At 68.2% G+C, this 12,146-nt stretch carries 11 protein-coding genes; 5 read left to right on the forward strand and 6 right to left on the reverse strand.

Annotation, left to right across the window (positions count from 1 at the left end):
* Positions 1–340: transposase (locus H536_RS0116645; RefSeq protein WP_024350695.1), on the forward strand; the 340-nt coding region annotated here is incomplete at its 5' end.
* A 12-nt stretch (positions 341–352) separates the two neighbouring features.
* Here the strand turns inward: H536_RS0116645 and H536_RS0116650 are convergent.
* Entirely contained in the window at positions 353–1,330 is a 978-nt protein-coding gene (locus tag H536_RS0116650) for a LacI family DNA-binding transcriptional regulator (RefSeq protein WP_024351541.1), read from the reverse strand.
* Positions 1,331–1,635: 305 nt separating this feature from the next.
* Between H536_RS0116650 and araD the strand changes: the two genes are divergently transcribed.
* Genes araD through H536_RS0116665 form a run of 3 tightly spaced genes read left to right on the forward strand, consistent with a single transcriptional unit; the run spans position 1,636 to position 5,053 of the window.
* The gene (gene araD / locus H536_RS0116655) at positions 1,636–3,378 is read left to right on the forward strand and encodes an L-arabinonate dehydratase (protein WP_024351542.1); all 1,743 of its coding nucleotides are present in this window, start codon (positions 1,636–1,638) and stop codon (positions 3,376–3,378) included.
* Positions 3,379–3,387: 9 nt separating this feature from the next.
* Positions 3,388–4,287, forward strand: a complete 900-nt coding sequence (locus H536_RS0116660; RefSeq protein WP_024351543.1) for a dihydrodipicolinate synthase family protein — start codon at positions 3,388–3,390, stop codon at positions 4,285–4,287.
* A 55-nt stretch (positions 4,288–4,342) separates the two neighbouring features.
* Positions 4,343–5,053, forward strand: a complete 711-nt coding sequence (locus H536_RS0116665; RefSeq protein WP_024351544.1) for a ribonuclease activity regulator RraA — start codon at positions 4,343–4,345, stop codon at positions 5,051–5,053.
* A 30-nt stretch (positions 5,054–5,083) separates the two neighbouring features.
* Here H536_RS0116665 and H536_RS0116670 read toward each other — a convergent pair whose 3' ends face one another.
* From H536_RS0116670 to H536_RS0116680, 3 genes are read right to left on the reverse strand one after another with little or no spacing between them, the layout of a single operon-like run.
* Positions 5,084–6,565, reverse strand: coding sequence for an FAD-binding oxidoreductase (locus H536_RS0116670; protein WP_029703461.1), 1,482 nt, complete (start codon positions 6,563–6,565; stop codon positions 5,084–5,086).
* 29 nt (positions 6,566–6,594) lie between these two features.
* Positions 6,595–7,383 (reverse strand): enoyl-CoA hydratase/isomerase family protein, encoded by a 789-nt coding sequence (locus H536_RS0116675; protein ID WP_024351546.1) that lies wholly within the window; start codon positions 7,381–7,383, stop codon positions 6,595–6,597.
* Positions 7,380–8,621 (reverse strand): CaiB/BaiF CoA transferase family protein, encoded by a 1,242-nt coding sequence (locus H536_RS0116680; protein WP_029703463.1) that lies wholly within the window; start codon positions 8,619–8,621, stop codon positions 7,380–7,382. Before H536_RS0116680 ends, H536_RS0116675 begins: the two co-directional genes overlap by 4 nt.
* A 422-nt stretch (positions 8,622–9,043) precedes the next feature.
* Between H536_RS0116680 and H536_RS0116685 the strand changes: the two genes are divergently transcribed.
* Positions 9,044–9,754 (forward strand): GntR family transcriptional regulator, encoded by a 711-nt coding sequence (locus tag H536_RS0116685; RefSeq protein ID WP_009208061.1) that lies wholly within the window; start codon positions 9,044–9,046, stop codon positions 9,752–9,754.
* Positions 9,755–9,847: 93 nt separating this feature from the next.
* On the opposite strand, the gene H536_RS0116690 is transcribed toward H536_RS0116685, so the two are convergent.
* Both H536_RS0116690 and H536_RS0116695 read right to left on the reverse strand, forming a co-directional pair.
* Positions 9,848–11,017, reverse strand: a complete 1,170-nt coding sequence (locus tag H536_RS0116690; protein WP_024351548.1) for a fumarylacetoacetate hydrolase family protein — start codon at positions 11,015–11,017, stop codon at positions 9,848–9,850.
* Positions 11,018–11,157: 140 nt separating this feature from the next.
* Complete coding sequence (locus H536_RS0116695; RefSeq protein ID WP_024351549.1) at positions 11,158–12,075, reverse strand: amidohydrolase family protein; 918 nt, start codon at positions 12,073–12,075, stop codon at positions 11,158–11,160.
* Positions 12,076–12,146 lie beyond the last annotated feature (71 nt).

A 12,146-nucleotide genomic window follows, 5' to 3' on the forward strand; every position in this document is an offset into this window, starting at 1 on the left:
CGCCATGGACGGCGCGGCGTTCGACGTCTACGTGCGCACGCAACTGGCGCCATGTCTCGAACCCGGCGATGTCGTCATTCTGGACAACCTGAACGTACACAAGAGCCCAAGAGCCGCGCAGGCCATCGCCGAGCGGGGCGCCTGGCTCTTGTTCCTGCCGAAATACTCCCCCGACCTCAATCCGATAGAAATGGCATTCTCAAAGCTGAAGACGCTGCTTCGAAAGGCGGCCGCCCGAACCTTGGATGATCTCTGGCGCGCTGTCGGCGATATCTGCGCCCTCTTCACACCCGACGAATGCTGGAATTACTTCAAAGCTGCAGGCTGCGTTGCAGATTAATCGCCCGACGCTCTAGGCGGATGTGCGCGCCACGATCCGGAATCCGAGATCGGTGACGGGTGCCTGCGGGCCGGTGCCGTCGAAACGGGCGAGGATCGCTTCCGCCGCGGCCCGCCCGAAGGCCGGCCGATCGACCCGCACGGTGGTCAGCGCCGGCTCGACATGGGCGGCAAAATCCTGGTCGCCGAAGCCGATCACGGCGATGTCCGCCGGAACGGCGAGCCCGCGCGCTTTGGCTTCGATCAGCACGCCGTGGGCCAGAAGGTCGGAGCTGCAGAAGACCACCCCGCCAGCGAAACCACGGGCGTCGATGAGTTCGGCAAGGCCTTGCCGGCCCCGTTCCAGGCTGGCCGGGCCATCGAAATCGACTGTCTCGATCGCCGTCTCCGCGGCGGGGGCGAAGCGCGCGACGAAGGCCGCCTTGCGACGTGCCGCCCGCTCGTCGTCGGCCGACACCGTGCCGGCCCTGACGTAGCCGGCCGAGATGGCATAGTCGGCGGCCGCGCGCCCGGCCTCGGCATGGGAAAAGCCGACGCACAGATCGATGGGCGAGTCGGTGATGTCCCAGACCTCGACCACCGGAATGCCGGCGCCCAGCAGCATTCTGCGGGCCCGCGGCGTGTGGTGGATGCCGGTCAGGAGCATGGCGTCCGGCCGGCGCGACAGATGCGTCTCGATCAGCACCTCCTCGTCGGCCGGATCCAGCCCGGTCTCCGACAGCAGGATCTGGTAGCCATGGGCCCGGATCCGCTCGCTGAAGGCCTTGATCATCGCGGCGTAGACGATGTTGGTGATCGACGGCACCAGGGCGGTGATCAGCCGGCTACGCCGCGAGGCGAGGGCGCCGGCCAGGGCGTTGGGGACGAAGCCGGTCACCGCGATGGCCTCGCGGATCTTCTCCAGCGTGGCCGGCGAAACCTTGGACGGATCGCTGAGGGCTCGGGAGACGGTGACCTGCGAGACGCCGGCGAGCCGTCCGATCGTCGCCATGGTGACCGGACCGCCTCCGGGAGGCGCGCCTTTCGGCGGTGGAGCCTGATCGTCCGTCAATCGCCTCGTCTCCACCTCTCGTCCCGACACATGGGTCAACTGTCAGCTTCGCGCGGCCGGCTGGCTCGCCGTGGACTGGACCTTCGCGCCCGCATCCGCCGTGCCTCAGCGCCAACATGTATACGCATTCGGCTTGCTTTTCCATCTTGGTATCGGCAGCTGTGCTGCGCCGCCCGCTTCGTTGACAGCTGGTTTATGTAAGCGCATACATGCCGCCGAAATATGCTGCCGAGGACGAGGAAACCATGGCCGAAACCCGCCGGAAGACGCCGGACACGCTGCGCAGCGCGCGCTGGTTCGCGCCCGACGATCTACGCAGCTTCGGCCATCGCTCGCGGATGATGCAGCTCGGCTATGCGGAAGAGGATTTTCGCGACAAGCCGATCATCGGTGTCCTCAACACCTGGTCGGAGCTCAATTCCTGCCACGGCCATTTTCGCGAGCGCGCGCAGGACGTGAAGCGCGGCGTCGCCCAGGCCGGCGGCTTCGCCGTCGAACTGCCGTCGCTGTCGGTGGACGAGAGCTTCACCAAGCCGACCTCCATGCTCTACCGCAACATGCTGGCGATGGAGACGGAGGAGATGATCCGCTCGCACCCGCTTGACGGGGTTGTGCTGATGGGCGGCTGCGACAAGACCACGCCGGGTCTCGTCATGGGGGCGCTGACGGCCGGCGTGCCGATGATCTACCTGCCGGCGGGGCCGATGCTGCGCGGCCATTATGCCGGCAAGATCCTCGGCTCGGGATCGGATGCCTGGAAATACTGGGACGAGCGGCGGGCCGGCAACATCACCGACGAGGAATGGCTGGGCATCCAGGGTGGCATCGCCCGTTCGGTCGGCACCTGCATGACCATGGGCACCGCCGCGACGATGACGGCCATCGCCGACGCGATGGGGCTGACCTTGCCGGGCGCCTCGTCGATCCCGGCGGCCGATTCCGGCCACCAGCGCATGGCCTCGGCCTGCGGCCGGCGGATCGTCGACATGGTCTGGGAGGATCTGACACCGGACCGGATCGTCACCGCGGCGGCGGTGCGCAATGCCGCCATCGTCGCCATGGCCACCGGCTGCTCGACCAATGCGGTCGTCCACATCATCGCCATGGCGCGCCGCGCCGGAGTCGAGCTGACGCTGGACGATCTCGACGAACTGGGCCGCACGACGCCGCTGATCGCCAATGTCCGCCCCTCGGGCAAGGACTATCTGATGGAGGATTTCTTCTATGCGGGCGGCCTGCGCGCGCTGATGAAGCAGCTCGAGGAACGGCTCGACACCTCCTGCCTCACCGTCACCGGCCAGACGCTGGGCGCATGCCTTGAGGGGGCCGTCGTCTACAATGACGACGTCATCCGGCCGCTGTCCAACCCGGTCTATCACGAGGGCTCGCTGGCACTGCTGCGCGGCAATCTCTGCCCGGACGGGGCGGTGATCAAGCCGGCGGCCTGCGACCCGCGCTTCCATGTGCATGAGGGGCCGGCGCTGGTCTTCGATTCCTATCCGGAGATGAAGAAGGCGATCGACGACGAAAACCTCGACGTGACGCCAGACCATGTGCTGGTGCTGCGCAATGCCGGGCCGCAGGGCGGGCCGGGCATGCCGGAATGGGGCATGCTGCCGATCCCCAAGGCGCTGATCAAGCAGGGCCATCGCGACATGCTGCGGATTTCCGACGCGCGCATGTCGGGCACCTCCTATGGCGCCTGCGTCCTGCATGTGGCACCGGAATCCTTCGTCGGCGGCCCGCTGGCGCTGCTGAAGACCGGCGATATCGTGCGGCTCGACCTGCCGAACCGGCGGCTCGACATGCTGGTCGACGAGGCCGAACTGGAAGCGCGCCGCGCGGCATGGACGCCGCCCGAGCCCCGCTATGGCCGCGGCTATGGCTGGATGTTCTCGCGCCACGTTACCCAAGCCGACAAGGGCTGCGACTTCGACTATCTCGAGCGGGGCTTCGGCCCGGCGGTTCCCGAACCCGACATCTTCTAGAGGGCCGCGATGCGCCACGATCTCGATACGGCCCTTGCTGGCATTTCCGGCATTCTGGTCACGCCCTATGACGCCGCGGGCGACGTTGCGCCGGCGAAGCTGGCGCCGATCCTCGACCGGGCGCTGGCCGCCGGCGTCCACATGCCGGTGGTCAACGGCAATACCGGCGAGTTCTACGCCCTGACCACCGACGAGGCGGTGACCATGGTGCAAGAGGTCGCCGCGCTGGTGGACGGGCGGGCGCCGCTGCTTGCCGGCGTCGGGCGCGGCATCCGCGATGCCTGCCGGCTGGCCCGCGCTTCGGCCGAGGCCGGCGCGACCGCGTTGATGATCCACCAGCCGCCGGACCCGTTCGTCGCGCCGCGCGGCACCGTCGACTATGTCCGCGCCATCATCGACGCCTCCGGCGGCCTGCCGGTGATGCTGTATCTGCGCAATGATGCGATCGGCACGAAGGGCATCGCCGCGCTTTGCGCGCTGCCAGGCGTCAAGGGCGTGAAATGGGCAACGCCCAACCCGATGAAACTCGCCGAGGCGATCGCCGCCTGCGACCCGTCGATCACCTGGGTCGGCGGTCTCGCGGAAGTCTGGGCGCCGGCCTTCTACGCCGTCGGCGCGCGGGGCTTCACCTCGGGGCTGATCAATGTCTGGCCGGAACGCTCGATGGCGATCCATGCAGCGCTGGAAGCTTCCGACTACGCGGCCGCCCGCGACCTCATCGCCGGCATGCGCGCCTTCGAGGAGATCCGGGCCGAGGAGCTGAACGGCACCAACGTCACCGGCGTGAAGGCGGCGCTCGCAGCGATGGGCGACGATTGCGGACCGACACGGCCGCCCTCGGCCTGGCCGTTGACCGAGGCGCAGCAGACCCGCATGACTGACTTCCTGACGACCAACGGCCTGATCTGATCCCGTCGGCGCCGTTCCCGGCGTCCAACCAACGCACCGGAGCGAGACCCTGGCGATGAACGAAGCAACACGGCAGAAACTGATGGGCGTCTCGGTGGCGACGCTCGCCACTGCGCTCTACAAGCGCGGGCTGCGCAGCCAGGTGATCCAGGAGGTGCATCCGGTGGCGCCGAAGGGCCGCAACATGGTCGGCCCCGCCTTCACCCTGCGCTACATGCCGGCCCGCGAGGACCGCAACCAGCTCGCCGAGTTCCGCAAGCCCGACCATCCGCAGCGGGCCGCGATCGAGGCCTGCCCGTCGGGCCATGTCATGGTCATCGACAGTCGCAAGGACCCGCGGGCGGCCAGTGCCGGCGATATCCTGATCACCCGTCTGATGGTGCGCGGTGCCGCCGGCATCGTGACCGATGGCGGCTTTCGCGACGCGGCGACGATCGGCGGCCTCGACATGCCGGCCTATCACACGCGGCCGTCGAGCCCGACCAATCTGACGCTGCACGAGGCGATCGAGATCAACGGCCCGATCGGCTGCGGCGACTCGCCGGTGTTTCCCGGCGACGTCATCGTCGGCGACGACGACTGCGTGATCGTCATTCCGGCGGATATCGCCGACGAGGTCGCCGACGAGGCGGTGGAGATGACCGCTTACGAGGATTTCGTCATCGAGCGGGTGCGCGAGGGCGAGACAATCATCGGCCTCTATCCCTGCACCAAGGACGAGCACCAGGCCCGCTTCAAGGAATGGCGAGCGAAGAACGGTCGCTGATCGCGCGGCCGCCGAGCCGCACGGTTTGCTCTAGCCGAGGCTTCTGACATCCGCGCCGTCGCGCGGCGAGGTGAGCTGGCAGCCGGGATTCATCAGATCCGCCGGGTCGAGCAACTGCTTCAACCCGCGCAGCAGGGTCTCGTGCACCGGCGAGCGCCGTGCTTCGAAGTCTCCGCGCTTCAGACGTCCGATACCGTGTTCGGCGCTGATGCCGCCGCCATGGCGGTCGACCACGGCGTTGAGGATGGTCTTCGCCTCGTAGAGCATGGCGTCGCGCGCCTCCCGCTCGAGGCCGCGCGGCGGGATGACGTTGAGGTGGATATTGCCGTCGCCGACATGGCCGTAGGCGACAGGCAGGCAGTTCGGCAGCTTGCGGCCGAGCTCTTCGATGGATTGCGTGATGAATCCGGCGACCTGCGACGGCGAAACCGACAGGTCGGTGCGCAGATGCGGGCCGCGCAGCGCCTGTCCCTCGATCATCCCCTCGCGGATCTGCCACAGGCCGGCGGCCTGGCGTTCGGAGGCGGCGAGCACGCCGTCGATCACCAGGTCCCGCGTCATGGCGGTTTCGAGGAAGGCCTCGACCATGGCGCGCAGATCGATCGGGCCGGTGGCGGCCACGTCGATCAGCGCATAGGCCGGCGCGTCGGCGATCTGCGGCGGCACGAAGTCGGCGTCCGCCTCCTTCGCGAAGGTCAGGCCCTCGGGCGGCACCAGCTCGAAGGCCGACAGCAGGTCGCAGCATTCGCGCCGCGCCAGCGCATAGAGCGCCATGACGTCGTCGAGGGAGCGCAGCGCCAGAAAAGCGGTCTCGCTGCGCGTCGGCTTCGGCACGAGGCGCAGCGCCGCGCCGGTGATGATGCCGAGCGAGCCCTCGGCGCCGATGAAGAGCTGCTTCAGGTCGACGCCGCTGTTGTTCTTGCGCAGGGTGGAGAGGCCGTTCCAGATCGTGCCGTCGGGCAGCACCACCTCCAGGCCGAGGATCATCTCGCGTGTCATGCCGTAGCGCAGGACATTGATGCCGCCCGCATTGGTAGCGATGTTGCCGCCGATCTGGCAGGAGCCCTCGGCGGCCAGCGACAGTGGGAAGAGCAGGTCCTGTTCGGCCAGCGCCGCGTTGATCGCGGCAAGGATGCAGCCGGCATCGACCACGGCGGAGAAATCGTCGGCGGCAATGGTGCGGATGCGGTTCATGCGCTCCAGCGTCAGGACGACATGGCCGGCCGCATCGGTCGGGAGGCCGCCCAGCACCAGCCCGGTATTGCCGCCCTGGGGTACGATGGCCAGACCGGCCGCCGCGCAGGCACGCACCAGCCGCGAGACTTCCTCGGTATCGGCGGGACGCAGCACGGCCAGGGCGCTGCCCTCCACGTCGCCATGCCAGTCGCGGCAATAGCGCTGCATGTCGACCGGGTCCGACAGCACCGTCTTCGGCCCGAACTCGGCGAGCAGTTCGGCCCGAATGGCGTCCGGGGCGGGCTTCGCATGTGTCTCGGCGATGGATGCGGTCATGGATGGTCCTCGCTGGTCCCGGCCGATGCCTAGCGGCCTTCCCAGGCCGGCGGTTTGCCGCTCAGGAAGCCGGCGACCCCGGCCTTGAAGTCACGGCTGCCGTAGCATGACGCGATGAGATCGTCGCCGTCGGCGCCGGGGTCCTCGGCAAGGCGCGCAATGGCGGCCTTGCTCACCCGCAGTGTCAGCGGCGCGTTGGCGAGGATGGTATCGCAGAGGCGGGTGACGGCATCGTCGAGCGCGTCCTTCTCGACGATCTCGGCGAGGAAGCCGCAGGCGCGCGCTTCGTCGGCATCGAGGATCTCGCCCAGGAGCAGCATGCGCTTGGCCCGGGCGGCGCCGAAGCCGGCGACCAACCGGGCATAGTTCGCCATGGACAGGCAATTGCCGACGGTCCTGGCGATGGGCACGCCGAAGCGCGATCCGGCGGTGGCGATGCGCAGATCGCAGACGGCGGCCAGATTCAGCCCGCCGCCGACGGTCCAGCCGTCGATCGCCGCGATGGTCGGGACGGGGATGCGGGCCAGCGCCAGCGTGTGTTCCTCCATCTCGCGCTCATAGGCGATGCCGTCCTCGCCGGTCTCGAAGCCGGAGAAGATGCGTACGTCCGAGCCGGCGACGAAGGCCTTGCCGCCGGCGCCGCGCAAGACCACGGCCCGCAGCGTGGCATCGGCCTGCAGCTCGTCGCAGATGGCGTGGAGCTGCCCGTACATCTGCCGCGTCATGGCGTTGCGGGCGGCCGGGCGGTCGAAGGTGACATGGGCGACGGTGCCGCGCCGCTCCAGCGTGACGGCCCCGTCGGCGTCGTTGGCACTCATTGCGAGAAGGCTCCGCCGCCGGCCAGTTCGTCGTAGCGGTCCGACAGACCGAGTTCATCGACGAGGTCACGGGTGTGCTGGCCAAGCAGCGGCGGCGGATAGCGCACTTCCTGCGGCGTGCCGGACAGCTTGACCGGGAAGCCGAGTGTGTTGATCTCGCCTTCCACCGGATGCTCGACCTTCATGACCATGTTGCGGGCCGCGACATGGTCGCTCGCCATCACCTGGGCATAGTCGTTGATCGGCCCGGCCGGCACGCCCGCGGCGATGAAGGCATCGACCCAGTGGTCGACGGTCTCGGTCTTGAAGACGGCATTCAGCTCGGCGACCAGCGCCGGCAGGTTCTGCAGCCGGTCGCGATTGTCCCGGAAGCGCGGGTCTTCGGTCAGGTCCATGCGGTCGATGACCTGGCAGAAGGTCAGCCAGATCTTCTGGTTGGCAGCGCCGACGACGAAATGGCCGTTGGCGGCGGCGAAGGCCTGATAGGGCGCGCTCATGCGGTTGGCCGTGCCCAGCGGCTGCGGCGAGCGGCCGGTGGCCCACAATTCGGTGCTCTCCCAGACCGAGAGGCCGAGCGCCGCCTCGAAGAGCGAGGCATCGACATACTGCCCGCGGCCGGTTGCCTGGCGGCCGATGATAGCGCTCAAGATGCCGTAGACGGCGAGGAGGCCGGCGCCCAGATCGCCAATCGGCACGCCCGACTTGATCGGTTCGCCGCCGGGAATGCCCATCGCGCTGATGACACCGGACATCGCCTGGGCGATCAGGTCGAAGCCCGGACGCTGCGACCAGGGTCCCGTCTGCCCGAAGCCGGAGATGCTCGCATAGACGAGCCGCGGATTGCGCTTCGACAGGGTTTCGTAGTCGATGCCCAGCCGCTTGGCGACGCCGGGCCGGCTGTTCTCGACGACGATGTCGGCGGTCTCGACCAGCGCGTAGAAGAGTTCGCGCCCGGCCTCGGTCTTCAGGTTGATGGTGACGCTGCGCTTGTTGCGGTTCAGCGCCAGGAAGCCGGGGCTGTCCTCGCCCTTCATGCGGAAGCCCATGGAGCGGCGGGTCTGGTCACCGCCGGCCGGTGGCTCGACCTTGATCACGTCGGCGCCCATGTCGCCGAGCAGCATACAGCCGAACGGTCCGGCCATCACCTGACTGAGATCGAGAACCCGCAGTCCTGCCAGCGGCAAGGGCCGGGCGGCCTCCTGCGTCGCCGCGCGGTCGTCCGGTGCCGGATTGTCCATGCTTTCCCCCCTGATGCCGGGCGGTCGTGCCTGTCGTCAGGCCGCCGCCGCCGCTCCCACCGCATCTGGTATGCAATATCGGGCAATGGCAGGTCAACGGGCATAATCTCTGGCGGCCCATGCATCGTATTCTCGATGCGGAGGCTGATATTGGCATACAATGGTGCTCGTGCGGTGATGACAGAGGGTGGGAAGATGTGGCCCGGACGCCTGAACCCCTCGGAAAATCGAATCCGGACCCGTTTTACGTCCCATGCCGTCTGCCACTTTGGTATGGAACGCGGCCTGCGGCGACGTGAACGCCGCGAACCGTGCTATGCTGGGTGGCAAATGCACGGGGCCGACCCCGGCAAACGGGCATTCACGGATGGGGCCGAACCGCGGGAACGCGGTGCAGGCGGACAAACGGCGACAGAGCGACGATGACCAAAACGCAATCCGCGGTGGTGACCGCGTTTCCCCGCCGGGTCGATGCGACCCCGTCGCAGGATCTGAAACCGGCCCTCGTCGCCAATCGCATTCGCGAAATGATCCTGGAAAGCCAGCTTCTGCCGGGCGAGCCGGTGCGCGAGCGGGCCCTGTCGGAAATCCTGCAGGTGTCGCGCACGCCGCTGCGCGAGGCGCTGAAGATCCTGGCCTCGGAAGGGCTGGTGAAGCTGCATCCGCGGCGCGGCGCCACCGTGGCGGTGCTCGGCGCCAATGATGTCCGCCATCTCCTGGAATTTCTCGGCGGGCTCGAGGCCTTTGCCGGCAAGCTGGCATGCCGCAATGCCACGCCGGAGGAATTGCGGGAGCTGCGGGCGCTGCACCACGAGATGCTGGCGTCCTATCTGCGCGGTGATCGCATCGGCTATTTCGATCGCAACCAGCAGATCCACCAGGCGCTGGTGCGCTGCGCCATGAACCCGGTGCTGGCCGAGCACCACAGGGTGGTGAACGCCCAGCTCTATCGCATCCGCTACGAGTGCAATTTGAAGACCAACCGCTGGGAGGCGGCGATCAAGGAGCACGAGGCGATCCTCGACGCGCTGGAAGCGCGCGACGAGGCGGCGATCGAGAAACTCCTGGAAACCCACGTCCTGAAGGCGTTCGACCTGATGCAGGCGGCCGGCGACTTCGCCAAGGCGAAATAGCCGGGCCGCTGGGTCGGGCTGATCAGGACCAGCTAACCGGAGCCGGACACCGGGCCGGCCAGGGAATCGCCCCGGACCGGCCGATGAGGCTGGTCAGGTGCGTGGGGTGCCGATGAGGCCGCGGGCGGCCAGATTGCGCATCAGCTGGGTGATGCCGAAGGTCCACTCGGGCGCCTTGTCGGTGTGGGTGACCGTGTTGACCAGCCGGCCGAGGCGCGGGCTGGCGATCTCGACCGTGTCGCCCAGCTTGTGGGTGAAGCCCTGGCCGGCGACGTCACGATCCTCGACCGGAGCAAAGAGCGTGCCCAGGAACAGCATGAAGCCGTCGGGATACTGGTGGTGGCGGCTGCAGGTCTGGGCGACGAGATCCAGCGGATCGCGACTGATCTCGCGCATCGAGCTACGCCCTTCTAGGACGTAGCCGTCGGTGCCGGTGACCGTCAGGTCGAGCTCGGCGGCGCGCACGTCGTCCATGGTGAAGCGGTCGTCGAACAGCCGGATCAGCGGGCCGATGGACGAGGAGGCGTTGTTGTCCTTGGCCTTGCCGAGGAGCAGCGCGCTGCGGCCTTCCACGTCGCGCAGATTGACGTCGTTGCCGAGCGTCGCGCCGACGACCTCGCCGCGCGAATTGGCGGCCAGCACCACTTCCGGCTCCGGGTTGTTCCAGGCCGAGGAGGGCAGGATGCCGATCTCGGCGGCATGGCCGACCGAGGACAGGACCGGCGCCTTGGTGAAGACCTCGGCATCCGGGCCGATGCCGACTTCCAGATATTGCGACCAGTAGCCGCCTTTCTGCAGGACTTCCTTGGCGTGGCTCGCCTCGGGTGAACCGGCCTTGATGTCGGAGAGGGCGCCGCCGATGACCGCGGCGATCTCCTCGCGGATCGCCTTGGCACGGGCGAAATCGCCCTTGGCGCGTTCCTCGATCACCCGCTCGACCATGGAGCGCGCGAAGGTGACGCCGCAGGCCTTCACCGCCTGCAGATCGCAGGGTGCCAAGAGATGCGGGCGGGTCGAATCCGACGGGGAAGCCGACAGGATCTCTTCGGCGGACCAGCTCTTGCCGCCGCTCGCGCTGGCGAGGCGGGCGACCGGGTCCTTCGTCTCGAGAAGCTCGGACATGGTCGCGGCGACGGCCGAGACATCGACGAAACGGTCGCCCTTCAGGACGACGACGGTCGGGCCGGAGACTTCGGGATCGTGGATGCGGCCGACGAGGATGGCATCGCCATGGTCGGCGGGAAGATAGTCGGACAGTGTCATGGCGGGCTTCCTGTTGGCGGCGGGGCCGGCGCGAATGCGCGTCGGCGATGGCCGGTAGGGATCACATCGGGCGTGGCCTGCGCAACCCTTTCGGGCGGTCTTTGCGAGGCCAGGCGACGCGGTTCGTCGCCGGGCGCGAGTCAGGCGAAGCGGTAGAGCCGCCGGGCGTTGTCGGCGAACAGGGCGGCGCGCTCGTCGCGGGAGAAATCCGCCGTGATCTGCGAGAAGCCCTCGAAGATCGTGCGGTAGGAGGCGACGAGGCTGTCGACCGGGAAATTGCTGGCGAACATGCAGCGCGCAACGCCGAAGGTCTCGATGGTCGTCAGCACGATCTCGCGGTTGCTCTCGGCGGTCCAGGGCGCACCCGGCACGCCGAGGCCGGAAATCTTCACGGCGACATTCGGTGCCTCGGCGAAACGTCTCATCGCCGCCGCCCAGGCGTCGAGGCCTTCGCGGCTGCGGTCGGAGGGCAGGCCGGTGTGGTTGAGGATGATCTGCGTATGCGGGAAGGCCGCCGCCAGATCGGCGGCTTCCTCCAGATGCCACCAGGGTGTCTGCAGGTCGAAGGACAGGCCGTGCGGTTCCAGCAGCGCGAAGCCGCGCCGCCAGGTCATGTCGCCCATCGATCCGGGCGCATCACGCACCACCGCGCCCGGAGCGCCGGCGGCCTTCGGCTTGTGGCGGACGCCGCGCACGCGGGGATAGGCGCTCTGGCGCGCCAGAACGTCGCCGACGTCATCGGCATCGAGCCAGGCCTGGCAGACCACGGCATCGGGAAAGCCGTTCGCCTCGGCGATGCCGTGGATCCAGGCGGTCTCGCCGACCGGGTCGCCCGGGTCCCATTCGGTCTCGATATAGACGCTGCCGGCAAGGCTCAGCCCGGCCATGTCGCGGCGAAAATCATCCGGCATGTAGTCGCGCCGGATGGCGCTGTAGTCGCCATAGCGAAACGGGATCGGCGGCGCGTCGCACAGCCAGGGCAGGTAGTTCTCGCTGATCTTCCACAGATGATGGTGGGCATCGACGATGGCGAGGTCGTCGAGAAGGGGCAGGTCCATGGCGGTCTCCCGTGAGGCTGGCGAAGGGCAGGGCCGCCGGCGCTCGAAGGTCCAGTTGAACCCCCGATGCG

This window comes from Aurantimonas coralicida DSM 14790 (genome assembly GCF_000421645.1).
Taxonomy (GTDB): domain Bacteria; phylum Pseudomonadota; class Alphaproteobacteria; order Rhizobiales; family Rhizobiaceae; genus Aurantimonas; species Aurantimonas coralicida.